Annotated in this window: 20 protein-coding genes; 10 read left to right on the forward strand and 10 right to left on the reverse strand. The window is 66.1% G+C overall.

The window, feature by feature from the left end; translation table 11 throughout:
* Window positions 1-301: 301 nt before the first annotated feature.
* On the forward strand, window positions 302-3,187 hold the full coding sequence (locus ABE464_RS03740; protein ID WP_346471120.1) for a PAS domain S-box protein: 2,886 nt from the start codon (window positions 302-304) through the stop codon (window positions 3,185-3,187).
* Here the strand turns inward: ABE464_RS03740 and ABE464_RS03745 are convergent.
* The 10 genes from ABE464_RS03745 to ABE464_RS03790 form a co-directional block, all read right to left on the reverse strand.
* Complete coding sequence (locus ABE464_RS03745; RefSeq protein ID WP_346471121.1) at window positions 3,184-3,561, reverse strand: response regulator; 378 nt, start codon at window positions 3,559-3,561, stop codon at window positions 3,184-3,186. The genes ABE464_RS03740 and ABE464_RS03745 overlap by 4 nt on opposite strands.
* A 145-nt stretch (window positions 3,562-3,706) precedes the next feature.
* A complete protein-coding gene (locus tag ABE464_RS03750) occupies window positions 3,707-6,130 on the reverse strand; it encodes a PAS domain-containing protein (RefSeq protein WP_346470803.1) in 2,424 nt (807 codons plus the stop codon).
* Entirely contained in the window at window positions 6,123-6,596 is a 474-nt protein-coding gene (locus ABE464_RS03755) for a response regulator (protein ID WP_346470804.1), read from the reverse strand. The genes ABE464_RS03750 and ABE464_RS03755 overlap by 8 nt, the downstream gene beginning before the upstream one ends.
* Window positions 6,593-8,830 carry an ATP-binding protein gene (locus tag ABE464_RS03760; RefSeq protein WP_346470805.1) on the reverse strand — a complete coding sequence of 746 codons (2,238 nt, stop codon included), beginning with the start codon at window positions 8,828-8,830 and terminating at the stop codon, window positions 6,593-6,595. Before ABE464_RS03760 ends, ABE464_RS03755 begins: the two co-directional genes overlap by 4 nt.
* Window positions 8,831-9,005: 175 nt before the next feature.
* Window positions 9,006-11,564: a TonB-dependent receptor gene (locus ABE464_RS03765; protein ID WP_346470806.1), complete on the reverse strand. Its 2,559-nt coding sequence runs from the start codon at window positions 11,562-11,564 to the stop codon at window positions 9,006-9,008.
* A gap of 176 nt (window positions 11,565-11,740) precedes the next feature.
* Window positions 11,741-12,277 (reverse strand): TlpA disulfide reductase family protein, encoded by a 537-nt coding sequence (locus ABE464_RS03770; protein WP_346470807.1) that lies wholly within the window; start codon window positions 12,275-12,277, stop codon window positions 11,741-11,743.
* On the reverse strand, window positions 12,274-13,275 hold the full coding sequence (locus tag ABE464_RS03775; protein WP_346470808.1) for a cytochrome c peroxidase: 1,002 nt from the start codon (window positions 13,273-13,275) through the stop codon (window positions 12,274-12,276). The genes ABE464_RS03770 and ABE464_RS03775 overlap by 4 nt, the downstream gene beginning before the upstream one ends.
* 13 nt (window positions 13,276-13,288) lie before the next feature.
* A complete protein-coding gene (locus tag ABE464_RS03780) occupies window positions 13,289-13,738 on the reverse strand; it encodes a protein-disulfide reductase DsbD domain-containing protein (protein WP_346470809.1) in 450 nt (149 codons plus the stop codon).
* Entirely contained in the window at window positions 13,735-14,316 is a 582-nt protein-coding gene (locus ABE464_RS03785; RefSeq protein ID WP_346470810.1) for a YceI family protein, read from the reverse strand. The genes ABE464_RS03780 and ABE464_RS03785 overlap by 4 nt, the downstream gene beginning before the upstream one ends.
* 114 nt (window positions 14,317-14,430) lie before the next feature.
* Window positions 14,431-15,771 (reverse strand): TlpA disulfide reductase family protein, encoded by a 1,341-nt coding sequence (locus tag ABE464_RS03790; protein WP_346470811.1) that lies wholly within the window; start codon window positions 15,769-15,771, stop codon window positions 14,431-14,433.
* 465 nt (window positions 15,772-16,236) lie between these two features.
* Here ABE464_RS03790 and ABE464_RS03795 point away from each other — a divergent pair, with 465 nt between their 5' ends.
* The 9 genes from ABE464_RS03795 (at window position 16,237) to ABE464_RS03835 (ending at window position 24,548) form a co-directional block, all read left to right on the forward strand.
* Window positions 16,237-16,752, forward strand: a complete 516-nt coding sequence (locus ABE464_RS03795; RefSeq protein WP_346470812.1) for a hypothetical protein — start codon at window positions 16,237-16,239, stop codon at window positions 16,750-16,752.
* 116 nt (window positions 16,753-16,868) lie between these two features.
* Window positions 16,869-17,924, forward strand: coding sequence for a hypothetical protein (locus tag ABE464_RS03800; protein WP_346470813.1), 1,056 nt, complete (start codon window positions 16,869-16,871; stop codon window positions 17,922-17,924).
* A gap of 352 nt (window positions 17,925-18,276) precedes the next feature.
* On the forward strand, window positions 18,277-19,137 hold the full coding sequence (locus ABE464_RS03805; RefSeq protein ID WP_346470814.1) for an STAS domain-containing protein: 861 nt from the start codon (window positions 18,277-18,279) through the stop codon (window positions 19,135-19,137).
* Window position 19,138: 1 nt separating this feature from the next.
* The gene (locus ABE464_RS03810; protein ID WP_346470815.1) at window positions 19,139-19,510 is read left to right on the forward strand and encodes an STAS domain-containing protein; all 372 of its coding nucleotides are present in this window, start codon (window positions 19,139-19,141) and stop codon (window positions 19,508-19,510) included.
* Window positions 19,507-19,908, forward strand: a complete 402-nt coding sequence (locus ABE464_RS03815) for an anti-sigma regulatory factor (RefSeq protein ID WP_346470816.1) — start codon at window positions 19,507-19,509, stop codon at window positions 19,906-19,908. Before ABE464_RS03810 ends, ABE464_RS03815 begins: the two co-directional genes overlap by 4 nt.
* Window positions 19,899-20,915 carry an ATP-binding protein gene (locus ABE464_RS03820; protein ID WP_346470817.1) on the forward strand — a complete coding sequence of 339 codons (1,017 nt, stop codon included), beginning with the start codon at window positions 19,899-19,901 and terminating at the stop codon, window positions 20,913-20,915. Before ABE464_RS03815 ends, ABE464_RS03820 begins: the two co-directional genes overlap by 10 nt.
* Window positions 20,912-21,772 carry an ATP-binding protein gene (locus ABE464_RS03825; protein ID WP_346470818.1) on the forward strand — a complete coding sequence of 287 codons (861 nt, stop codon included), beginning with the start codon at window positions 20,912-20,914 and terminating at the stop codon, window positions 21,770-21,772. The genes ABE464_RS03820 and ABE464_RS03825 overlap by 4 nt, the downstream gene beginning before the upstream one ends.
* A complete protein-coding gene (locus tag ABE464_RS03830) occupies window positions 21,759-23,702 on the forward strand; it encodes a response regulator (RefSeq protein ID WP_346470819.1) in 1,944 nt (647 codons plus the stop codon). Before ABE464_RS03825 ends, ABE464_RS03830 begins: the two co-directional genes overlap by 14 nt.
* Window positions 23,703-23,759: 57 nt before the next feature.
* Window positions 23,760-24,548 carry a CHAD domain-containing protein gene (locus ABE464_RS03835; RefSeq protein WP_346470820.1) on the forward strand — a complete coding sequence of 263 codons (789 nt, stop codon included), beginning with the start codon at window positions 23,760-23,762 and terminating at the stop codon, window positions 24,546-24,548.
* The last annotated feature ends 10 nt before the right edge of the window (window positions 24,549-24,558 follow it).

Consider the following 24,558-nt stretch of genomic DNA (forward strand, 5'->3'; position numbering starts at 1 on the left):
GCGCAGGGGAGGGGAGAAACGCATCATCCTCAACCCTTTGTCCGGGCCGCGTGCAGGCCGTGGCCGGACGGGCATCGACGCGGGGATTCCACCGCCCACCGCGTTGACGCAGAATTGCAGGCAGTGGCGTAAATTGCTTTCCCGTTCCGGTCGGCCGCCCGCTGCCCGGCGCCTTCTCCGCGCTCTGCAACGCCTTCAGTTCAAGGTCTGGTGCTCCGATGACGTCTGCCTGTCCCTCCTTTGCCGCGCCGATGTGCGGCGCGTGCGCTGCGGTGCTGCTGTGGGGGCGCGCGTGAGCGGACTGTTGGGGCGCTTCCCCGGCAGTACCGGCACGGTGGCCGAGCAGGTCCGGGCCTTGGATTGGCAGGCCACGCCAGTGGGTGCGATCGAAACCTGGCCCGGGGCGCTGCGCAACGCCATCAACCTGATCCTGGCCTCGCCCGAGAGCATGTATGTGGTCTGGGGCGAGGATCTGACGTTTTTCTTCAATGATGCCTACAGCCCGATTCTGGGGCCTCGGCTGGAGGGAGCGCTGGGCGCGCCGCTGAGGCAGTTGTGGGCCGATGCCTGGGATGCGGTGCGGGTCCCGATCGAGGCGGCATTTTCGGGGAACGCGTCGCGCTACGAAAACCTGCCCATTTCCATGAGCCGCCGCGGTGAACCGGAAGACACCTGGTGGACCTTTTCGTTCTCGCCGATCTTTCTGGACGACGGCAGCGTTGGCGGTGCGTTCTGCGTGACCAACGAGGTCACCAACATCATCGTGGCCCAGCAGCGCCTGGCCCGTGAGAACGAGCGTCTCATCGCACTGTTCGACAAATCGCCGATGTTCATGGCGTTCCTCAGTGGCCCTGAGCATCGCGTGGAGCTGGCCAATCCCGGTTATGAGCGGTTGGTTGGCAACCGTCATGTGTTGGGCAAGTCGATTCGTGAAGCGCTGCCGGAGATCGTCGAGCAGGGCTTCCTGCCGCTGCTGGACGAGGTGTATCGCACCGGCACGCCGTACATTGGCAACGAGGTCGCGTACGACGCGCCGTTCCCGTCGGACCCGTCGTCGGCCCGGCGGTTGCTGGACATCGTGTTCCAGCCCGTCGCCGGTGAGGACGGCACCACGGCAGGCGTGTTCGTGCAGGGTCTGGATATCACGCCACACGTCGAGCTGCAGCGCTCGATGCGGCAGGTGGAGGCCCGCAACCGCCAGATCATCGACAGCGCCAGGGATTACGCCATCGTGGCTTCCGATCTGGAGGGCAGGGTGACGCTGTGGAATGCGGGTGCCGAGCACATCTTCGGTTGGACCGAAGCGGAGATGCTGGGTCAGAACGTCGAGGTGATCTATACACCGGAGGACATCCAGGCCGGGCGGCTGCACCAGAACCGTATCGTCTCGATCGAATCGGGCGGTGTCAGCGGCGAGCGTTGGTTGACGCGCAAGTCCGGGGAGCGTTTCTGGGCCAATGGTGCGATGACCGTGCTGCGCGGCGAGGATGGCGCCGTGCTGGGCTTCGTCAAGGTGTTGGGCGACCGTACTGAGGAGCAACGGGCCAGTGCCGCGCTGGTACACAGCGAGCGTCGCCTTGGGGCGCTGGTGAGTGCGTCCTCGCAGTCGCTGTACGCGGTCACGGCCGATTGGCGCGAGATGCGGCAGATCCTGGCCACTGGCGAGCAGCCTTCCGGTGAGGGCTTCCCGGCGATCACCGATTGGCGGGAAAAGTATGTCCACCCGGACGATCTGCCCCTGTTGGAGCAGGCCATCGCGCGTGCAATGGCGCATCGTCAGCCGCTTGAGGTGGAACACCGCACGTTGCTGGCCGACGGCACTGCGCGCTGGGTGCAGATGCGCGCAGTACCGCTGCTGGATGAAACGGGGGAGGTGACCGAGTGGTTCGGCACCGCCGCCGATGTGACCGAGCGGCGCCTGGCTGAGGAACAACTGCGTGAGCTGACCTTGACCCTGGAAGAGCGCGTGCAGGCCCGCAGCGCCGAGCTGCAGGTGGCCGAGGAGCGGTTGCGGCAGAGCCAGAAGATGGAGGCGGTCGGCCAGCTTACCGGCGGCCTGGCCCACGATTTCAACAATCTGCTGACCGCCATCTCCGTCGGTCTGGAGCTGCTGGAGCTGCGCATCGATCAGCGGCGCTATGACGATGTCGGGCGCTATCTGGAGATGGCGCAGTCAAGTGCCGCACGCGCCACGGCGCTCACCCAGCGTCTGCTGGCCTTCTCACGCCGGCAGACGCTGGCGCCGACGGCGGTCGTCGCCGATGCAATGGTGCGCGGCATGCTGGATATCATTTCCCGCACGCTGGGGCCCTCGATCTCGATCTCCACGCAGTTGGATTCCGATCCCTGGGCGGTGCTGGTCGATGTGCCACAGATGGAAAACGCCCTGCTGAATCTGTGCATCAACGCGCGCGACGCGATGCCCGATGGCGGACCGCTGATCATCAGTGCAGCAAACGTCACCTTGCAGGAGCCGGCAGCGGCAGCGCTGGATACGCCGCCGGGCGATTACATCCGCCTGGCAGTGAAAGATGCCGGTACGGGAATGGACGCGGCGGTCATCGAAAAGGTGTTCGAGCCGTTCTTCACCACCAAGCCGATCGGCCAGGGCACCGGGCTGGGGTTGTCGATGATCTACGGGTTCACCCGGCAATCCGGCGGGCAGGTGCGGATCGATTCGCAGGTCGGGCAGGGCACGACGGTGGAGCTGTATCTGCCGCGGTTCCTCGGTGAAGCGGCGGATGAGACAGCAGAGGAACCCACGCAGGATGTGAATTCAGAAGTGTCGCCAAGCGTCGGCACGATTCTGGTCGTCGAGGACGAGGAGGCGATCCGTGCGCTGCTGACCGAGGTGCTGGGTGGGGCCGGGTATCGGGTCCTGCAGGCACCGGAGGGCGGGCAGGCTATCGAGGTGCTGCGCTCGGAGGAGACCATCGATCTGCTGATCACCGACGTCGGCCTGACGGGTGGGTTGAACGGTCGGCAGGTCGCTGATGCCGGGCGTCAGGTGCGCCCGGGGCTGCCCGTGTTGTTCATCACCGGCTATGCGGCGTCGGCGGCCGTAGGCGCGGGGCAGTTGGAGGAGGGCATGGAGGTGCTCACCAAGCCGTTCACCACTACCGAACTGGAGCGCAGGGCGCGTGCATTGCTGACGGCTGCGGGCGCAGAACGCACTCCGGGCGCCTAGACGAGCGCCCGCACGGTACTGAGCAATTGTCTGAGCGTGAACGGTTTGCGCAGCAGCTTGATGCCGCAGGCCAGGAAGTCGGGGCGGGCGCCGGCCTGACCGGCGTAGCCGGTGACCAGCAGGATCGGCATGGCCGGGTGGAGCGTGGTGGCAAGCGTGGCCAGGTCGCGGCCATCCATCCCCGGGAGCCCGACATCGGAGACGAGCAGATCGAACGGTCCTTGCTTGAGACACCCCAGTGCCGTTTCGGCATCGCCAACATCGAGGACATCAAAGCCGTCTTCGTTGAGGATGTCCTTGGTCATCTCCCGGATGGGTGCATCGTCCTCGACCAGAAGCACGCGGCATCGCGGGTGGTCTGTCACAACGGTCATCGCGGTCAAGCGTCCTCGTGGCATGCAGGGGTCTGCGTGGAGGTCCACCTTAGCGCCCGCGCCTGTTAGCCCGCCGTGCACCGCGCGGAAGATCGGCGTCATGAGTTCCAGGAAGCTGCCCCCGTCGGCAGCTCCCGTACACCGCTCAATTCAGTGCATTGCCCGCAGGGGCGCCGCCATCCTCGCGAAGCGCGCCGAGGATCGAGCGTGCCAGGTCGGTACGGGTAAAGGGTTTGGGCAGGATGGCGATGTTCCGGCCGACCGTGCCACTGGCCTCGATGTCGCGGGGATAGCCCGAGGTGAACAGCACCCGCAGCCCGGGCTGTTGGCCCAGTGCCTGCTTGGCCAGCGCCCAGCCGGACATGCCCGGCATCACGATGTCCGAGAACAGCAGGTCCACCTCGGCTTCCGGGCGTTCGAGCAGGCGCAGTGCGGAGGGGCCATCGTGGGCCTCCAGTACGCGGTAGCCGAGCTGGCGCAGCGTCTCTACGGTGTAGGCACGCACATCGTCGTTGTCCTCGGCCACCAGGACGGTCGTCTCGTCCTGTGCCTCGTAGGCGTTCAGCACCTGCTCGTCGGCGAGGCGCTCGCTGGGCAGTGCCGCGGCCGAGCGCGGGAACAGCAGGGTGATCGTGGTGCCGGCGCCTTCGGTCGAATCCAGCAGCACATGGCCGCCGGACTGCTTGGCAAAGCCGTACACCATCGACAACCCCAGCCCGGTGCCGCGGCCGACTTCCTTGGTGGTGAAGAACGGTTCGAACACCCGTGTCATCACCTCGGCCGACATGCCTTGGCCGGAGTCGCGGACCCGGACCATGGCGTACTGGCCGGCGGGCACGTCCGGATGCTGCGCGGCGTAATCCTCGTCCAGATGGATGTTGTCCACTTCGATGGTGAGGCGGCCGCCCTCGGGCATCGCATCGCGTGCATTGACCGCCAGGTTGAGGACGGAGGCCTCCAGCTGGCTGGGGTCGATCTCCACGCACCAGATATCCGGGCTGTACACCATCTCGATCTGCACCAGCTCGCCCAACGAGCGCTGCAGCATGTCCTGCATGCCACGCAGCTGCTCGTTGAGATCCACCGGCATGTTCTTCAGCGGCTGCCGGCGCGAAAACGCCAGCAGGCGCTGGGTGACATTGGCTGCGCGCATCACGCCCTTCATCGCATTGTCCAGCGAGCGCGACGAATTGCCGGCCGTTTCGCCCAGCCGGTCGGTCAACATCTTGGCGTACTCGATGTTGCCGGCGATGACGGTCAGGATGTTGTTGAAGTCGTGGGCGATACCGCCGGTCAGCTGGCCCACCGCTTCGATCTTCTGGCTCTGCCGCAGCGCCTCTTCGGCCTGGCGACGGGCCGTGGTTTCCACCGCTTCAGACACCACGGCGGTGATCTGGCCGTTGTGATCGAGCAATGGCCGGAAGGAAAACTCAAAGGCGCGTTTGCCGGTCGGCAGGCGCAGTTCGAGCTCATGCCGGGAGGCCGTGCCCGCCGCCGCCTGATCGACGGCCGCGCAGACGACCTGGGGCACGCCGGGCGTATCGGCGAACCACGCCGACTCGCAGTACACGGCGTCACGGACGTCCTCCTTGTCGGCCAGGATGGCGGCCAGCGAGGCGGAGTTGGTGTCGATGATGCGCCCGTCCAGGCTGAGCAGATTCTGGTGCTGGAAGCTGGACTCGAACAGCGCCTGCAGGCGACTCTCGCTGCGATGCAGTTCGGCGGTGCGCTCACCCACCTGGCGCTCGAGCGAGGCATTGCTGGCGGTGAGCAGCGACTGCGCCAGTTTGAGCTCGCTGATATCGCGCGCCATGGCGTAATACCCCAGGACCGACCCATCCGGCGCCAGCTCGGGGACGCAGTCGATCTGGGCGTGGCGTGGCTCGCCGATGCTGCGCCGGGACAGCATTTCGAAGCTGACTTTCTCCCCGCCCAGTACGCGCTCAAGGTGACGCTGCACCTCGGCGAAGCTCTCCTCGCCGATGACCTCGCGGGTGTGCTTGCCGACCAGGCTTTCCGGCGTGAGGCCATGCCATTCCACGTAGGCATTGTTGGCGAAGCGGAAGCGGTGGTCGTGCCCGAAGTAGGCGATCAGCGCGGGCAACGAATCAGTGATCAGCCGCAGCCGTTGGTGGCTGTCGTGCAGCTCGGCCTCCACGCGCTGCAGGCGGCGGCGCTCGTCGGCTTCATGGATGGCCCGGACCACGGCATCGGGCAGGCGCTGCAGACGCGACTTGACCACGTAGTCGCGGGCGCCGCGCTTGAGGGCTTTGACGGCAAGCTCTTCGGTGAGCGTGCCGGAAACGAAAATGAAGGGAATCTCGGGGGCCAACGCGCTGGCCAGGGCGAGCGCGGCATCGCCGTCGAACCCGGGCAGCACGTGATCGGCCAGGATCACATCGAAGCCGCCAGCGTCCAGCGCCTGGACCAGGCCATCGTGGGACCACGTGCGTTCGAAGGTGAAGGGCAGGCCTGCGCGTCGCAGCTGGGCCGTGATCAGCTCGGCATCCAGCGCACTGTCTTCGACCATCAGGATCCTGATGGTCTTTGTTGTGGCAGCCTCAGCCATCTTGTCTACTCTTCCCGCCAAACAGAGTGCCGTGGGGTGGGGGCTGGTTGGTGATGCCCCAGAACATGCCCAAGCCCTGGATGGCCTCAAGGAACTCCTTGAAGTCCACCGGCTTGACCACGAACGCGTTGACACCGAGCTCATAGCTGCGGATCAGGTCCTGCTCTTCGCGGGAGGAGGTCAGCATCACCACCGGGGTGCTGCTCAGCGCGCGGTCGGTGCGGATTTCCTTGAGCACTTCCAGGCCATTGAGCTTGGGCAGCTTCAGATCCAGCAGCACGACCACGGGCCCGCCGTGCATGGCGCCTTCATAACGACCCTGGCAGCGGAGATACTCCAGCGCTTCCACGCCGTCGCGCACATGGGTCACATCATTGAGCAGCTGGCAGCGTGCAAGCGCTGCCATGGTCAATTCTGCGTCATTCGGGTTGTCTTCTACGAGCAGGATCGGTCGCAGATCTCTCATAGGTGGTCTCCAGTAACAAAGGGGATGGTGAAATAGAAGGTCGCACCGGCGCCAACCTGGCCTTCGGCCCAGGTCCGGCCGCCATGGCGGGTGATGATGCGGTGCACGTTGGCCAGGCCGATGCCGGTGCCTTCGTACTCATCGACGTGATGCAGCCGCTGGAACACGCCAAACAGCTTGTCCACATAGCGCATGTCGAAACCGCAGCCGTTGTCTTTCACGAAGAAGATGTCCTCCGTGTCGTTGCGTTCGTGCCCGATCTGGATGCGTGGCTCGGGCGTGTCCCGGGTGAACTTGATCGCGTTGGCCAGCAGGTTCTGCCAGACCAGCCGCAGCATGCCCGGGTCAGCCAGGACCTTGGGCAGACCCGCGATCTGCCAGTCGATGGCGCGGCCGGTGTATTCCATGTCGAGCTTGTGGCGCACGTCATCCACCAGGGCGGTCATGTCCATCGCGATCTGGCCCATCGTCGAGCGGCCCATCTGCGAGAAGCTGAGCAGGTCATCCACCAGCGTTCCCGCTGATTTTGCCGATTCCACGATGGTCTCGAGGAATCTCTTTTCTGAATCGTTCAACCTCTCGCCCGCCGAGGACCACAGCAGCTCCGAGTAGCCCACGATGTGGCGGAAGGGCGCACGCAGGTCATGGCTGACCGAATAGGAGAACGCTTCGAGCTCCTTGTTGCTGCGCAGCAGCTGTTCGTTCAAGGCGGCCATTTCTTCGGCCTTGCGCAGCACGATGTCCACGATCGCCGCGCGCAGCTCCAGCGAGGCGTCACGGTCCACATCGTTCCAGGGAAGCGACTGTTGGCGCACGGTCTGCTTCCAGCCCTCGAAGGAGGTGCGCGGCGACAGCGGCTGACCGGTCTCTTCCTTGCGCGGGTCGCCGCCCCATCGCACGGTGCGGACTACCTCCGGCCGGAACCAGATCACGAAGCTGTCGTGGATCTGCGAGATCGAGATGGCCAGTACGCCACTGGCGACACCGGCGAAGGCCTCGGCGTCCTTCCAGTCCTGTGGCAGCGTGTCGGTGCAGAAGATGTCGCCCTCGATCTGCTGCGCGGTCAGCCACTGCACCAGCTGCATCACCTGGCGCTGGCTCGGGCACTCGCCATGCAGGATGCACTCGCCACGGTGCACGATCGCCGCACCGGTGGACTGGGTCAGCGCGAGCAGGCTCTGCTGGTCGCGGCCGAGCGCGGCCATGAAGTCGGTATCGCCGGCCATGCGCCCAAGCAGCCGGACCTGGATCGCCCGGCGCGCGATGCGTTCTTCGATCAGCACCGCGCGCTGCTTTACCGAGATCTGCAGTGACAGGATCTGGCCGATGAACTCGCAGGCCGTGCGCACGTGGTAGGGCACCCGGCGCGCGACCTGGTTGTGGCAGGAAATCAGGCCCCACAGCTCACCCTCGCACAGCACCGAAACCGACATCGATGCACCGGTGCCCATGTTGCGCATGTACTGCAGGTGCACCGGGGAGACGCTGCGCAGCATCGCCGGGCCCAGGTCCGTTGGCGGGGCATCGGCGAACGCCGACACGCGCACAAGCGGCACCGCGGTGTAATGACTGTCGGCGATCAGCCGGACCCGGTTCTGCCGGTACAGTTCGCGCGCCTGGGCGGGGATGTCCGACTCCGGGAAGCGCAGGTCGAGGTAGGAGGGCAGCACCGTATTGCGATCCTCGGCCACCACCGCGCCGTTCCAGTCCGTGTCGAACTGGTAGATCATCGTGCGGTCGAAGCCGGTCAGCTCGCGGATATGCGTGGCAGCGAGTTCACACAATGCCTGGGTGGTCGGCGCCTGCTCGATGGCGGCCATGAAGCGGCGGATCGAGGGATAGAGGTCTTCCAGCGAACCTGGTTCGCCGGCAACCGGCGCTTCAAGCTCCACGATGATGTCCGCCCCGATCCGGTGCGCCACCGTGTGATGGTTGCCGGCCGGTCCCACCGGGTGCGCGCCGAGGAAATGGGAGGCGCCGTCCTGCAGCGCCGCCAGGACCGGCCCGCAGTGGGCAAGGGTACCGTCCAGCACGTGATCCAGCGGTTGGCCCAGCGGATCGCCCAGGTGCTCCAGGAGCTCCGGCCGGGCAACGGCGCGGGCCTTGACGGTCAATGTCGGCTGATCCAGTACCAGGACCAGCCCGTATGGCTGGATCGCCCCCGGGGTACGTATCGGCTCACGCGCGCAGCTGGACAGATCCAAGGCGCTTGCGCCGGAATTCCTCGAGGACATTCATTGACTCCTGATAGTGCCAGTGCTGGAAACCGCCCGAATGGCACGGCGCCGCCTGACCCTCAGGAGCACACACCGTCCACTGCGACGCGGTGTGCCACAGTTCCTGTATTTTTACATAGGCGACGGTCCTGATCTGTGAGGATGCGACGGGGTTCCTTGCGCTACGCGCAGCTCACTCCCAGCGGTAGCGTACGGTGGCCGACCACAGGCCCCCCGAGCCATCGATCGGGCCGCCATTGGCGTAGCGGTAATACTCGTTCGCCGCGAGCAGCGGCGCGGGCAGTTTCGTGACCTTGCGATCGAAGACGTTGTTGGCGTTCAGGGACACGTCCCATCCGCGCGAAAGCGTGGCACCGAGTTCCAGATCGGTGATCCACAACCCACCGATGTCGTAGGCGATCTCCGCCTGCCCGGCGTAGGGGCCGCTGGTGGCAACGGTGGTAGGGGAGCCGTAGCGCTGGATGTCGCCATAACGGCTCTGGCGCAGGCCGACCCGGTAGCGCCCGAGGGTCCAGTCCAACCCCAGCACCTGCCGCGACCTGGGCGCCTTGTACAGCAGGTCGTTCTGCGAGCCGGTACTGAACACCGGCACGTTGAAGGCCGCCAGCACTGCCGGCGTGGGGGCCAGACCGGTGATCTTCGCGCGCGTGTGGCTGCTGGCCAGGGTCCAGCGCAGGCTGCCACCGCGCCCGAGGTCCCAGCGGCCTTCCAGGGTGGCTTCCACGCCTTCGGTGCGGGTGTCGGCAGCGTTGATGAAGTAGCGCACGCCATCCTGGGCGCCCAGGCCCACCGAGGTGACCAGTGCACCCGAGCCCGGATACAGCCCTTCGCGGAAGGTGGTGGACAGCGCGATGCGGTCGTCCACATCAATGCGGTAGGCATCCACGGTCAGCGAGGCGCCTTGCCACGGCTCGGCGACGATGCCCAGGCTGAGGCTGCGGGACGTTTCAGCGCGTAGTGGTTGCGCGCCGAGGGCGATGGCCTGGGGCGAGCCGGCCTGCAGGATGTGGTCGGTGTAGAAGTTGCCATTGGAGGTGTTGCGATAGGCCTGCGCCGCCAGCGACGGCGCCTGGAAGCCGTTGCTGATCGTGCCGCGCAGGGCGAGCCGGGGATGCAGCGCGAAGCGGGTGGACAGACGGCCGGTGGTCTCGCTGCCGAAATCCGAATAGCGCTCGTGGCGGCCGGCCAGATCGACGCGCCAGCGCGCGCCCAGATCGGCGGCGACCCCGACGTAGACCGCACCGCTGTTGCGGCTGACATCCACCGCGTCCTCCGGCCGATAGCCCGGCAGTGCCTGCGATCCACCCAGGCCGATGCCCAGCACCGTGCCGGCATACGGCCCATCCAGCACCCGCTGCCCGCCATGGGTGTAGGACTGCACATCGCCGGCCCCGATCCGGTAGCGCTCGTCGCGGTATTCCGCGCCTGCACTGAACTCCAGCGGCGCGGCCAGCCACGCCGTCTGAAACTGGCGGCGCAGGTCCAGGTTGTGCGTCCAGGCGCTGTAGCGCAGGTCGCCGATGTAGAAGTCGGTCTGGCTCTCCAGCCCGTAGGTCGGGTTGATGCTGTTGTGCAGATTGATGTCCATCGCATCGCGCCCGTAGCCGCTGCTCAGATCCCAATCCCACTGGCCGAGCTGGCCGCGCAGGCCGAGCGTCAGCGCGCCATCGTTCTCATCGATGTGCTCGGTGGGGGCGAAGCCATCCGGATCGATGGCACGCACGACTTCGTTGCGCAGTGGCTGGCGGAAGTTCTGCGGTGCCCACGCGTCGCGCTGGGCGAAGGTCAACAGGCCGTACGCGTCGACCGTCGCGGCCAGCGGAATGCTCGCATTGGCAGTGGCGGTCTTGGTGCGGAAGGCGCGGATGCCGCGGTTGCGCCAGGCGTTGTTGTCGCGGGTGGCTTCGCGCGGGTCCGGCGTGGCACCGGCCGGCAGCGTCGGGTTGCTGGCCTGGTTGCCGCCGGGCCGGATCGCATTGCCGGCGGCGTTGCGGGGGAAGTAGTACAGGAACGTGTCGCGCGCGGGACTGGTGTAGTCGGTGGCGTGCTGGTCGTCCAGCTGGGCGGCCAGATGCAGGTAGCCGCCATCGCCGATGCCGAACCCCGCATCGGCCTGGATCACGCGCGAACGGCCATCGCCGGCGAAGTAGGTGCCATCGCGGTAGGAGACGTTGCCCCCACGGGCGGCTTTGTTGGTCACGATGTTGATGACACCGGCGATTGCGTCCGAGCCGTAGATTGCCGAAGCGCCGTCACGCAGCACTTCGATGCGTTCGATCGCGCCGGTGGGGATCAAGGCCAGATCGGCCGGCGCGGCGCCGCCAAACCCACCGGCGCCCAGCAAGGCCGTGGCGTGGCGGCGCTTGCCATCCACCAGCACCAGCACGTGGCTGGAATTGAGCCCGCGCAGCTGCCCGGCGCGCACCATGCTGTTCAGATCGCCGGTTTCCAGCGGCAGGTTGAAACTCGGCACCGTGGTGTTGAGCACATCCAGCAGGCTGGTCGCGTTGGCGGCGCGGATGTCCTCGGCCGACAGCACATCGATCGGCGCGGCACTTTCCCGCACGGTGCGGCCCTGCGCGCGGGTGCCGGTGACGGTGACGGTATCCAGGGTGGCGGTGTTGACGCTGGTGGCAGCGTCCACCTCGGGTGCGGCGTGGGCGGTGAGGGGCAGCGACAGTGCCGACAGGACGGCGACAACCAGCGGCAGGCGATGGTGCGTGGACAGCATGGAGGATCCCCCGGGGAATGGTGGGCCGCTGCGGCAGCGATTGCGGCGGACAGATGGACACAGGTGCAGACATGCACACCGGCAGTCGGCGTTGAAACGGCCGGGTCAGCAGGTGTGTTGGCGCGACTGGCCTGGACAACAGCGTTGCCCCGTAGCGGCAATGCGCATGGAGCCGATCACGGCGACCCACCTGCGGCAGCGGCCCAGCGGGCGAGATCGGCCGGATGCAACGGGCCGTTGTGAACCTGAAGCACCTTGCCGTGCGCATCGATCAGGACCGAGAACGGCAGCGTGCCGATGCGGTTCCCGAAGGCGGCCGCGGTGCCGGGCGGGCCGTCGCCCTCGACCAGTTGCGGGTAGGTGAGTTGAAGCTGGTCGCGCAAGGCCTTGGCGGCATCGATGTCGTCCAGGGCGATGCCGACCACGTGCACGCCATCAGGCAGGGGCGTCTGCGCCTGCGAGAAGCGCTGCAGATCGGGCAGTTCCTTCAGGCACGGCCCGCACCAGCTGGCCCAGTAGTTGAGCAGCACCGGGCGGCCGCGCCATTGCGCCAGCGTGGCAGGGCGGCCGTCCAGATCCGTCCACTGCAGGGCAGGCGCCGCCTGGCCGGCGGGCGGGGCGGTGGTCAGCGGTGCGGCGCGGGAGGCGATCGGCAGGGCGACGGACAGCGCGATGGTCAGCACGATGGCGAAACGGACGTCGGGCAGGGTCATGGCGGGGAGGCCGTCGAGGAGGTCGTGCGGGCCGCGAAGCGGTCGTCGGTGAGGGTGTGCAGGAACTGCTCGATGTCATCGATCTCAGCTTCGGTCAGGTGCAGCGGGTCGCGCAGCTGCGCATCGCGGCCGATGGAGTCCGGGATCACTTTGCCCGGGTCGTCGTAGTAGACGATCACCTCGCGCAGGGTATTGAACATGCCGTTGTGCATGTAGGGGGCGGTCAGCGCGACGTTGCGCAGGCCGGGCACCTTGAATTCGCCCTTCTGCGCCGGATCGCCGGTGATGCCGCCGCGACCCTCGTCGTTGAACTGGCGGCCGTTGTAGATGCCGATGTTCTTGAAGCGGTCCGAGGTGAAGTCCTCGCCGGCATGGCAGCTCACGCACTGCGCCTTGGTGATGAACAGCAGGCGGCCACGCTTGGCGGCGTCGCTGATCGCGTCTTCCTGGCCCAGAGCATAACGGTCGTAAGGACTGTCCACGGTATTGAGGGTCTTCTGGTAGGCCGCCAGGGCACGGCCCAGGGTGCGCGGGCTCGGCGGTGCGTTGTAGGTGTCCTGGAAGCGTGCCACCCAGGTCGGATCGGCAAGCAGGCGGGCGACGGCGTCATCCACCGGCAGGTCCATTTCCAGCGGGTTGGCGATCGGTCCCAAGGCCTGTTCTTCCAGGGTTTCGCTGCGGCCATCCCAGAAGAACCGGGTCCGGCCGGCGCTGTTCATGACGCTGGGGGTATTGCGGGTGCCTGCGCGGCCTTCCACGCCCAGGCTGACGGCGCGGTCATCGGCGAAGGCGCGCACAGGCTGATGGCAGCTCGCACACGAGACGGTACGATCACGCGACAGGATGGGATCGAAAAACAGCTGCCGGCCAAGCTGGGCGCGTGGGTTGTCGGTCAGATCTCCGTCATAGGTCGGCGCATCGGCGGAGAACACCGGCGCCAGCACGGCGACACCGATCAGGGTGGTCAGCAGGGCGAGGGGGCGGGCAGGACGGCGCATGACAGTGCCGCGCTCAACGCGCAGCGATCTCCTGCTGGACCAGTTCGCACAGGCCGCTCTCTTCAAAGCACACCTGCGCCCGCAGCGTGCCGTTCACCGGGGTGTTGCCTGCGGCGATGGGCAGACGCAGCTGCCCACGCTCGCTGAAGTAGGTGTAGCGATAGTCACCGGCAAAGCTGCGGCCGTGGCCCTCGCGTGCATCCACCGAGCGCAGCGGGCCCTCGGTCTGCGCTCCGTTCGCCAAGCTGATCCGCGCTGCCCGCGGGCCGATCTGCGGCTGCTCGAAATCCGAGGCATACAGAATCCAGCCCGGCTCGATGCGCGCGTCGATGACCAGCTCGCGGGTACCGTCGGCACGCGCTTCTAGTCGGGGATCGAGCGCGACCTTCGGGGTATCGGCGGCGCCTGCGCCGAACGGGATGAGCAGCAGCGCGGCGACCCATGGGGCAAGGCTGCGATTCACTCCTTCGCCCCCTGGCCCTCGGTGGTGATGCGCAGCTGCACCTCGTCGGCGATGTTGGGCAGGAACCCGGTCAGGCCGAACTCGCTACGGCGGATGACGGCGGTGGCATTGAAGCCGATCGTGGGGACCTTGCGGCTGGGATGCTCGCCGACCTTGTTGAGGGTGGCATCGAGGACGACCGGGCGGGCGACGCCATGCAGGGTCAGATCACCGGTGATCTTCAGCCGGCCGGTGCCCTGCGCGGTCACCGAGGTACTGCGGAAGCTGGCCTGCGGGAAGTTGGCGACATCGAACAGCTTGTCGCCCTTGACGATCTCGTCCAGCTTCGGGACGTGAGTGGCCAGTTCGACCAGTGGCAGGTCCACCTGCACCTGCGATGCGGTGGGCTTGGCCGCGTCGTAGATGAGCGTGCCGCTGCTGATTGCTGCGCGGCCGGTCGGGAAGGAAAAGCCGTTGTGGTTCCAGGTGAACAGCACATCGGTGTGGGTGGGATCGAGCTGGTAGGTCACCGGCGCGGCGGTCGCCACGGCGGGGGCGCTGGAAATGACAAGCAGGGCCAGCAACAGGGAAGGACGCATGAGAAGCTCTCTGGGCAGTGGCGCGCAGTCCCCCGCGGCATCACGAAGAGGCCGTGCGGGGTGTGCTGTGCAGGAGGGGAAGCAGCGACCAGGCGTGCTGGCCGCCGCAGGGAATTACGGAGCGATCGCCAGTGTTGCTGGCGTGGCCGATGCAGCGGCGCTGGCGGCGTACGGATCCGGTTCGGCGATCAGTCCATCGAGCAGGCTGTTGAAGCGGGTCACATAGTCCTTGTGATACTCGCCGGTCACCGTGCCGGTATAGCCGGTATAGATCTCGCGGACTTTGCCGTCGCGGCCGATGATGATGGTGGTCGGGAAGGCGGCCATATAGTTCAGACCCTTCAGCTTCTCGGTGGCGACTTTCTTGTCGGCGATGCCGCCGAACACGATGTCATAGCGGATGTCGAAGTAATCCTTGAACGTGGTCAGGGTCTTCTGGAAATAGTCGAAGTTGTCTTCCTGCTCGAAGGCCACGGCCACCGCTTCCACCCCGCGGTGCTGGTTCTGCTTGAACCACGGCGCCAGGAAGTAGGTCTGATCGGTGCAGTTCGGGCACCACGTGCCGATCACTTCAACGATTATCACCTTGCCGCGATACTTGTCATCCTTCAGCGAAACCTGCTTGCCCTGTAGATCGGGGAAGCTGAAATCGATCCGTTCCTGGCCGTCCTTGAGAAAGGTGAGTTTGTAGGGATCGGGCAGTTCTACCTTGTCGCTTTTTTCGGCCTCGAACTTGACCACGTTGTAGATGCCGCTGCCGAATGCGCCCTGGATGTTGCCGTCCTCATCGATCGTGCCGCGGATCAGCAGCGGGCTGGGCCCACTGAAGCCGGACAGATAGAAACGGTTGCCCTGCACGGTACCTTCCAGCTCGCGGGTATCGCCGACGACGGTCATGAACACGCCGGACAGGCGATTGCCCTCCTGCTTGAGCAGGGCGACCTGATTACGCTTGTCCTGGCGGGCGGCCTTGTCGATGGTCTGCACGGCCCATTTGCCACTGAGGTCTGCCGCCGGCGCCTCGTCCTGGCCGGGTTTGACGAAGCGCCAGGCTGCATCGTGTTCGGCGGTGAAGGCCAGGTTGCGCGCACCGTTGCGGCTTGGCACCAGGTCCTTGTACTGGCCGACGAGATGCTTTCCGTCTTCGGAAACCTTGCCCTCCAGTACGGCATCGTAGGTGTTCATCCGCACCGAGAACGTCCCGTCATCGCGCGGCGTTACCTTGAATTTGTCCGTGCGCGCGCCGTTGAGCAGGGTGAAGGTCGCGTCCTGCGCGCGCTTGCCCTTCACTTCGAAGTTGAAGGGAATCGGGTCGCCATCGATGGTGAACTCGCCCCGCCAGATGCCTTCGGCGGGGAACGGTGTTTTCGCTGCAGCAGGTGCAGGCGCAGCGAACAACAGGCTTGAGGCGAGAAACAGGGTCGCGACGACGCGACCGGATAATGCCAGTGTCATGAGAGTGCTTCCAGATAATCCCCTTGGTCGCGCCAAGTCGCCGGCGATGCAGCCCCCGTTCCACTGCATCCGCAGAATGGCCGTCCTTGGCCGGTCATGTGCCATCCATGGCGTGATGGGATTATTGCCACGTGAATGTCGTAAAAGTTCATCGTCGCTTGGAACGCATCTTCATCAGCATATTCAGCAGCGCGACGATGGCAGGCTGATAACTGTTTTGATATCAGCAGCGCACAGGCGCTGCGGGCGCCCATTTGCCGCGGGGTGCCATATCGAAGACCATGGTGGCCCGAAGCGCCCACTGGCCGGGCGCAGTGCGGCAGGCAGGCGAAGCATCGAGGCCGCCGCGTGGCGATACAGGAGAAAGCCATCGTGAAGCCCAGGGAAGGTATCCAGGTGTCTGTCTACACCCGTTGGCATCAGTTGTCGGTCCCGCTGGCATTTGCACTCGCCGCCGGAAGTTTCATGTTCATCGTGCTCAACCGTGGGCCGGTGGGGGTCGCGATCGTGGTCGCGATCGTGTGTCTGGTAATTCCGCCGCTGCTGGCCTTCCAGGGATTTCCTACCCGCAACGACGTCATGGTGATGCCTGACGGTTTGGTGTTTTCGCGACGCGACGCGGTGCCATTCGGTGAGCTATCCCGCTGGGGCACCGATGATTACCTGACGTTGGTGCGTCGTGGTCGCACGACGCTGATGGTAAGCGCTGCCGATCAGCAGAGTCGGGACCGCCTGCTGCGCGAGTTCCAGCATGCACTGGACGTTTGGCAGCGGAAACAGCCGGCAGTAAGCGAGTCGATCCGCCGCACGCACTTCTACGGCTCTGCACGTGCCGCCGCCATGGGTGCGGTAATCGTGGCGCTGGGCGCGCTGTGCATTTTCATGGCACTGCGGTTGCGTGAGCCGTCCATCGAGCTTGCGATCGTCGGCGCGCTCGGTGGGCTGTTCGGCGTGTTCATGCTGCTCGGCCGGCGGCTCTGATCCCGGCCCCGCATCCACACCGTCTTGTTTTCAGCGTCTCGCGTATTTCACAACCTCAAGCGCAGCCTGCCGATGCGCGCTGCGTCCGCAGTGCTTGAAAAGGAGTGTCATCCGCTATGAATACCCGAGGCGATTACGCCCACCCAGAGCCCGTCGCCGCAGCGACCGTGGCTGTGGTCACCCCACCGCCGGTGGTGGATCTTCCGCGCGAAAGCGCAGTGTCGTGGGGCGCGATTCTCGCCGGCGCGATCGCGGCCGCTGCGCTCTCGCTGATTCTGGTGATTCTCGGCGTGGGCCTGGGCCTTTCATCGGTGTCGCCGTGGTCATTTGAAGGCGTGACCGCCGAAACGTTCGGTTGGTCCAGCATTGCATGGCTGACCTTCACTGCCATCGCTGCCTCGGGGCTGGGCGGTTATCTGGCTGGCCGCCTGCGGACGAAGTGGAGCAATCTCCACGGTGATGAAACCTACTTCCGCGACACCGCACATGGGTTCGTGTCCTGGGCCGTGGCTACCTTGCTGACCGCTGCGCTGTTGACCTCGGCGATCGGCGGCATTCTTGGTGCAGGTGCCAAGGTGGCCGGTGCCACTGCCGGCGCTGCGGTCTCGACCGCAGGCGGTATTGCCGCCGCAGGTGCGGGCTCGGCCGCGATGGGTAGCGATGAGGGCGACGTGCAGTATTGGGTGGATTCGCTGTTCCGTGCCAACCCGACCGCTGCGCAGCCCGCACCGCCGGCCGGTCCCGCCGGTCCGGCCGACGCGACGGCACTCGCACCGGCACCGGTTGCCAACGGTGCACCGCCGCCGCCGCCGCGCCCGATGCCGGGCACCGACCGCCGCCCGGACAGCCGTGAGGTGCGTACCGAGGTCAACCGCATCATCGTCAACAGCCTGAAGTCCGACACGATGGACCCGGCCGATACGCAGTACCTCGGCCAGCTGGTGGCGGCACAGACCGGCATGAGCCAGGCAGAGGCACAGGCCCGCGTGACCGATGTGCAGACCCGCCTGCGTGCGGCGCTGGACAATGCCAAGCAGCAGGCGAAGCAGGCGGCTGACGATGCCCGAAAGGCGACCGCGTACGCCGCATTGTGGCTGTTCATCACGCTGCTGATCGGTGCCTTCATCGCCAGCCTGAGTGCCACCTGGGGCGGCCGTCGCCGGGACCTGTGAGCCTGACCATCCTTAAGGAGGAAACACCATGAAGTACATTCTGTTGTGGATGCTGGGCATTCCGATTCCGTTGTTGCTCCTGTTCGCGCTGTTGCGCTGAACGACCCCTCATCAGGCCGCCTTCGGGCGGCCTGATGCGTTTGCGGAGCGCCCGTTTGATCGAATCAACGTGGCGCGGCACGGCGGATGTATGAACCAGTCAGCCAGGTGCAGATCGTCTTCACATCATCAGCATCACCCGTGATGCCCAATCTTCCTGAATTCATTTAAGCTTTCGAGATTGCGACCCCCATTCATAGGGGTGATGGGTCGCCAGCGCAACCGGTGTTTCCTCATCTTCCAGGACATTTCCATGGCGGCTTTGCAGCAGCGCACGATCGATCTTATCCGCAGCCATCAGGAGCCCTTGTTGGCCGCGTGGGCCGGCAATCTCGCCGGTTCCGGCCAGGCACAGGACGGCCGGCTTTCTTCCCGTGAGCTGGACACCCAGGTCCGCGAGTTCTGGCGCCTGTTTCTGGACGCGCTGTCCGCGGCCGACGTGAGCTCCGTGGCTCGGGCCGAGTGGCAGGACATCCGGCGCTTCCTGGAGGAGCTGTCGCGCGAGCGCGTGCTGAAGGGGTTCAACTCCTCGGAAACCGCCAGCTTCATCTTCTCGCTGAAGCGGCCGTTGTTCGAGGTGATCCAGCAGGCATACGCGAACGATGTGGCCCAGCTGGGCGACCAGTTGTGGGCGATCTCCGAGCTGATCGATCAGCTGGGTCTCCACACGGTCACCGTGTTCCAGAAGACCCGCGAAGACGTGATCCAGCGCCAGCAGGAAGAAATGCTTGAGCTGTCCACGCCCGTGGTGAAGCTGTGGGACGGCGTGCTGGCGTTGCCGATGATCGGCACGCTGGATTCGCAGCGCACCCAGGTGGTGATGGAGTCGCTGCTGCAGCGGATCGTGGATACCGGGTCTGAAATCGCCATCATCGATATCACCGGCGTTCCGACCGTGGACACTCTGGTGGCCCAGCATCTGCTGAAGACGGTCACCGCGATCCGTCTGATGGGCGCCGACGCGATCATCAGCGGCGTGCGCCCGCAGATTGCCCAGACCATCGTGCACCTCGGGCTGGACCTGCAGGGGATCGTGACCAAGGCCAACCTGGCCGATGCACTGGCGCTGGCGCTCAAGCGTACCGGCCAGACCGTTACCCGGACCGCCCGCTGAGATGGAGCGCATCCCGATCCTGCAGATGGGCGATCTGCTGCTGGTGACCATCCAGGTGGACATGCATGACCAGCTCGCGCTGACCCTGCAGGACGACCTCACGGAAAAGATCCGCAGCACCTCTGCACGCGGTGTGCTGATCGACATCTCCGCACTGGATATCGTCGATTCGTTCATCGGGCGGATGATCGCCACGATTTCGTCGCTGGCGCGGATCATGGATGCCACCACGGTGGTGGTCGGCATGCAGCCTGCGGTGGCGATCACCCTGGTCGAGCTGGGGCTGACGCTCAGTGGCGTGCGCACCGCATTGAATGTGGAGCGGGGCATGAAGCTGCTGCAGCGTACTGACGAAGACGACGCCGCCTTATGACGCCTTCAAGTGGTTCGCTGCCGATCCGCATCGAGCAGGACGTCGTGCTGGCCCGTCAGGCTGCACGTCAGGTCTGTGTGGCGTGCAAGCTGCGTCTGATCGACCAGACCAAGCTGGTCACCGCGGCCAGCGAGCTGGCGCGCAATGCCGTCATCTACGGTGGCGGCGGGACCATGGATTGGGAAGTGGTCGAGAAGGGACTGCGCAAGGGCGTACGGCTGGTCTTCGCTGATGACGGTCCTGGCATCCCGGATGTCGCACAGGCCCTGACCGATGGCTGGTCGTCCGGCTCGGGCATGGGCCTGGGCCTGTCCGGTTCGCGCCGGTTGGTGGATGAGTTCGAACTGGAGAGTGCACCGGGGCAGGGCACCCGTATCACGATCACCAAATGGAGCTGAACTTCGGCGGCCAGGTGACGCGGATCGTGGTGGTCGAAGAATCCTCACAGGTCGGGCAGGCCCGGCGCGAAGCGCTGGCACTGGCCAATCATGTCGGCCTGGACGAAATGGACGCCGGCCGTGCGGCACTGGTGGCCACCGAGATGGCGACGAACGTGCTCAAACACGGGCGCGGCGGCCGCATGTACCTGTCCGCGGTGTGCGGTCGCGGCGGCAACGGGGTGGAGCTGGTGACGGTCGATGCCGGCCCGGGCTTCTCGTTGGCCGAATGCCTCCCGGACGGTTACTCGACAGGTGGTACTCAAGGCCTGGGGCTGGGTGCGATCCAGCGCCAGGCCACCGTGCTGGATGCCTGGTCCGATGCCAAAGGCGCGGTCGTCGTGGCGCGGATCTATGCCAGCCGTGCACCAGGCGATATCGATGTGCCCTATGGTGCGCTGCGGATTCCGATGCGCCACGAGCTGGCCTGTGGCGATGCCTGGCATCTGCGTGCCGATGCACAGACCGTGGCGGTCACCGTGATCGATGGGCTGGGGCATGGACTGCCCGCCGCCGATGCAGCGCAGGCCGGTGTGGCTGCCGTTGCACAAGCCTCCGCGGCGGGGGCACCGGCCTTGATCGGCATCCTGCACGCGGGCATGTCCGGCACCCGCGGCGGTGCGGCGGCGGTGGCCTGCGTGGACGTGGCGAGCGGTCAGCTGGAGTTCGCGGGGATCGGCAACATTGCCGCCAGCCTGTGCGAGCCCACCGGCTCACGCGGATTGGCCTCGCACCCGGGCATCGTCGGGGTGCAGTACCGCAAGGCACAACCATTCCATTTTCACGCCGCGGCAGGCACGCTGCTGGTCATGCACAGTGATGGACTGCAGGCGCGTTGGAGCCTGCGCGACTACCCCGGCCTGTTACACCGCCACCCCGCCTTGATCGTGGCGGTGCTGCACCGTGATTTCGATCGTGGCCGGGATGATGCCGGCATCGTTGCCCTGCGTCTTGGAGACCTGCATTGAGCGCTTCACCCCGTGATCAGGAGCTGGAGCAGCTGCGCCTGGAAGCCGATGCGCTGCGCGCTGAGTTGGATGAAACCAATCAGGGTGTGCTGGCGCTGTATGCCGAGCTGGATCAGCAGGCCGAGCAGCTGCGCGAGGTATCCGAGCTGAAGAGCCGGTTCCTGTCCTACATGAGCCATGAGTTCCGCACGCCACTGGGCTCGATCCTGAGCATGACGCGGCTGCTGGAGGATGGCATGGATGGTCCGCTGACCGCGGAGCAGCGCCGACAGGTGCGTTTCATCAGCGCCTCCACCAGTGAGCTGCGCGAGATGGTGGACGACCTGCTGGATCTGGCCAAGATCGAGGCCGGGCGCATCACCATCTCGCCGGCCTGGTTCGATCTGATGGATCTGTTCTCGGCCCTGCGTGGCATGTTCCGTCCATTGGTGGAGGGCAACCAGGTGGATCTGGTGTTCGAAGACCCGCCGGTCATGCCGATGCTGTACACGGATGACAAGAAGCTGGCGCAGATCCTGCGCAATTTCATTTCCAATGCGCTGAAGTTCACCCCCAGCGGCCAGGTGGTGGTATCGACCCAGCTGGAGGGTGACAACGCGGTGCGTTTCAGTGTGCGCGATACCGGCATCGGCATTCCGGCAGAACTGCAGTCGACCCTGTTCGAGGATTTCGTGCAGGTCGATACTCCGCTGCAGAAGCGCCTGCGCGGGACCGGGCTGGGGCTGTCGCTGTGCAAGCGCTTTGCCGAACTGCTCGGTGGCCATGTCGGCGTCGAGAGCGAAATCGGTGCCGGCTCTCATTTCTATGTGGTGTTGCCGCTGACCCTGGCCACGGAGGCCGTGCATGGCGATTCCTGATCGCATCCTCGTCGTGGATGACAACGTGGCGACCCGTTACGCGGTACGCCGCGTGCTGGAGCACCACGGGTTCCATGTGGAGGAAGCCGGTACCGGCGGTGAGGGCCTGGCACGGCTGGCCGAGCATGATTTCGGTGCGCTCGTTCTGGATGTGAACCTGCCGGACATGAGCGGCTTTGATGTGGTGCGGCAGTTGCGCGAACACGGCCGGCTGCAGTTGCTGCCGGTGGTGCATGTCTCGGCCGCGTCGATCGCCACCGGTGACATGATCACCGGCCTCAACGCGGGCGCGGATGCGTATCTGATCCATCCGGTCGATCCGGATGTGCTGTTGGCCACGCTGCGCAGCCTGCTGCGCGCCCGCCGCGCTGAAGAGGCGTTGCGCGAGACCGAGGCACGCTTCCGCGAGATTTTCCGGCACATCAATGCCCCGATCGCGGTGTTGGATGCCTCGCTCAATGCCCACGATGCCAACGATGCCTTTACCCGCCTGCTGGGCCAGCAGGTGGGGCCGGGCCAGCTGGATCAGTTGTTGCAGGATCAGGTCGCGCCGCTCAGCGCGCTGAAGGTGGCCCTGGCCGAAGGCGAGCGCTGGCAGGGCACTTTCAGCCTTCGCGTGGGTGGCGCCACCCGCATGACCGAATGGCGGGTGACGCCGTACCAGGCCGCCGGGCAGGGCCTGGTACTGATCGAAGACACTACCGAGCACCATGCGCGCGCCAACGAGCAGCGCCAGGAACTTGAGAGCGCGACCTCCGAGCTCGCGTTCCAGATCGCCGAGCGCGAGCGCACCGAGATCGAGTTGATGCAGGCGCAGAAGATGGACGCGCTGGGCCAGCTCACCGGCGGCATCGCGCATGATTTCAACAACCTGCTGACCACGATCATTTCCGGGCTGGACATGATCGAGATCGCCGCCTCCAGCGGCAAATGGGACAAGGCCTCCCGCTACGTCGAGATCGCCACGGGCTCGGCACACCGTGCGGCCGCGCTGACCCAGCGCATGCTCGCCTTTGCCCGCAAGCAACCACTCGACCCGCAGACCTTCGATGTCGTGGCGCGGGTGCGCTCGCTGGAAGACATGCTGCAGCGGTCGATCGGTGAGAACATCGAGCTTGAGCTGGAGCTGGGCGTTGAACCGCTGATTGCGGTGGCCGACCCGAACCAGTTCGAGAACGTCATCCTCAACCTGGTCATCAATGCCCGCGATGCCTTGGCCGGCCAGGGCCTGATCCGCATCCGCGCCGGGCGTGCCGAGATCGAGCGCGACCATGAGCTGGCGCCTGGCCACTACATCACCGTGACCGTGCTCGACAACGGCGTGGGCATCCCCGCAGAGCTGTTGACCAAGGTGTTCGAGCCGTTCTTCACCACCAAGCCGCAGGGCGAGGGGACCGGGCTGGGGCTGTCGATGACCTACGGGTTCGCGCGTCAGTCCGGTGGCAGTGCGCGCATCGCCAGCGAGCGCGGCGAGGGGACCGAGATCGAGCTGCTGCTGCCCGAAGGGCAGCTCCAGCCCGCCGCAGCCCACGCATCGGCACCTGCACAACTGCCCCGTGGCAGTGCCGAGCGGATTCTGCTGGTCGACGATACCGATTCGGTACGCATGATGGTCCGGGAGATGCTGGTCGAGGCCGGCTACCAGGTCGTGGAAGCCATCAATGCGCAGCAGGCCCTGTTGGAGCTGCATTCGGACCGCGAGCTGGACCTGTTGTTGTCCGACGTGGGCCTGCCCGGCATGAACGGCCGGGAGCTCGCCGATGCGGCACGGGCATTGCGCCCCCACCTGCCGGTGTTGTTCGTCACCGGCTATACGGAAAGCGCGGCCGTCCGCAATGAGTTCCTCGGGCCGGGCATGTCCCTGCTGCCCAAGCCGTTCAGCGTGAACGAGCTGCTCCGGGGTGTGCGCCAGATGTTCAATCCGGGCTGAGCGGGCCCGGCGCTGCGGCATGGGTACAATCGCCCCACGCCCTCAGGGGAGACTGCGATGACGCGACCCGAGATCGGTCCTGCCGCCCGCGCGTTGGCGCATGGCGAGTGCCAGGCCATCGCCGACGCATTCGAGCGCACGCCGGAGGTGCACGAGGCGGTGCATCGGGCGCGCAAGACCATCCGTCGCCTTCGTGCCCTGCTGGCGTTGCTGGAAAGCAGCGTGCTCGAGACAGACGCAGCGGACGCCGCGCTGCGTCGGCTGGGAGATGGCCTCTCCGCGTTGCGCGACGCGCACGTGGTCGTGGAGACCTGCGCACGGCTGGCGTCAGCGCAGCCCGACCAACCGTGGGAGGCGGTATGCATGCGCCTGACCGCACGGCGTGAGGCGGTCCTGGCCCGCGTGCTCGCGCGCGATCCTGCCTTTGCACGCCGCCAGGCGGCCCTGCTGCGTATCGTGACCGATCTCAAGGCGCAGCCATGGGAATCCCTGAGGGGCGGTGACATCCGAAAAGGACTGGCGCGCAGTGAACGGCGTACGCAGAAGGCGGAGAAGCGCGCGACACGCAGTCACGATGCCGACGACCTGCATCGCTGGCGCCGCCGAGTGCGTCGCCTGCGCATGCAACTGGAGGCGCTGCCGCAGTTGGCGCCGTCCCGCTCGGTGCCGATCAAGGGACCCGGGCACACCAGGCACGCGCGTGCCCTGCATGCGCTGAGCGATCAGCTGGGCTGGCAGCAGGACCTGCGCATGGTCCGCAATCTGGTGCGGGTGATGCCCGGCGTTCCGGAGCGGCGGGTGCTGATTGAACAGATCGATGCGCAGTTGGCGGCTGCCTCGCAGTGACCTGGCGCGT

It is taken from the genome of Stenotrophomonas sp. TWI587 (assembly GCF_039674145.1).
GTDB classification, from domain to species: domain Bacteria; phylum Pseudomonadota; class Gammaproteobacteria; order Xanthomonadales; family Xanthomonadaceae; genus Stenotrophomonas; species Stenotrophomonas maltophilia_AY.

Excerpts from the sequence above, each read along its gene's own strand:
- ABE464_RS03745 (WP_346471121.1), bottom strand. The coding sequence starts at position 3,561 with ATGACCGTTGTGACAGACCACCCGCGATGCCGCGTGCTTCTGGTCGAG.
- ABE464_RS03750 (WP_346470803.1), bottom strand. The coding sequence starts at position 6,130 with ATGGCTGAGGCTGCCACAACAAAGACCATCAGGATCCTGATGGTCGAA.
- ABE464_RS03755 (WP_346470804.1), bottom strand. The coding sequence starts at position 6,596 with ATGAGAGATCTGCGACCGATCCTGCTCGTAGAAGACAACCCGAATGAC.
- ABE464_RS03760 (WP_346470805.1), bottom strand. The coding sequence starts at position 8,830 with ATGTCCTCGAGGAATTCCGGCGCAAGCGCCTTGGATCTGTCCAGCTGC.
- ABE464_RS03765 (WP_346470806.1), bottom strand. The coding sequence starts at position 11,564 with ATGCTGTCCACGCACCATCGCCTGCCGCTGGTTGTCGCCGTCCTGTCG.
- ABE464_RS03770 (WP_346470807.1), bottom strand. The coding sequence starts at position 12,277 with ATGACCCTGCCCGACGTCCGTTTCGCCATCGTGCTGACCATCGCGCTG.
- ABE464_RS03775 (WP_346470808.1), bottom strand. The coding sequence starts at position 13,275 with ATGCGCCGTCCTGCCCGCCCCCTCGCCCTGCTGACCACCCTGATCGGT.
- ABE464_RS03785 (WP_346470810.1), bottom strand. The coding sequence starts at position 14,316 with ATGCGTCCTTCCCTGTTGCTGGCCCTGCTTGTCATTTCCAGCGCCCCC.
- ABE464_RS03790 (WP_346470811.1), bottom strand. The coding sequence starts at position 15,771 with ATGACACTGGCATTATCCGGTCGCGTCGTCGCGACCCTGTTTCTCGCC.
- ABE464_RS03795 (WP_346470812.1), top strand. The coding sequence starts at position 16,237 with ATGTTCATCGTGCTCAACCGTGGGCCGGTGGGGGTCGCGATCGTGGTC.
- ABE464_RS03800 (WP_346470813.1), top strand. The coding sequence starts at position 16,869 with ATGAATACCCGAGGCGATTACGCCCACCCAGAGCCCGTCGCCGCAGCG.
- ABE464_RS03805 (WP_346470814.1), top strand. The coding sequence starts at position 18,277 with ATGGCGGCTTTGCAGCAGCGCACGATCGATCTTATCCGCAGCCATCAG.
- ABE464_RS03810 (WP_346470815.1), top strand. The coding sequence starts at position 19,139 with ATGGAGCGCATCCCGATCCTGCAGATGGGCGATCTGCTGCTGGTGACC.
- ABE464_RS03815 (WP_346470816.1), top strand. The coding sequence starts at position 19,507 with ATGACGCCTTCAAGTGGTTCGCTGCCGATCCGCATCGAGCAGGACGTC.
- ABE464_RS03820 (WP_346470817.1), top strand. The coding sequence starts at position 19,899 with ATGGAGCTGAACTTCGGCGGCCAGGTGACGCGGATCGTGGTGGTCGAA.
- ABE464_RS03830 (WP_346470819.1), top strand. The coding sequence starts at position 21,759 with ATGGCGATTCCTGATCGCATCCTCGTCGTGGATGACAACGTGGCGACC.
- ABE464_RS03835 (WP_346470820.1), top strand. The coding sequence starts at position 23,760 with ATGACGCGACCCGAGATCGGTCCTGCCGCCCGCGCGTTGGCGCATGGC.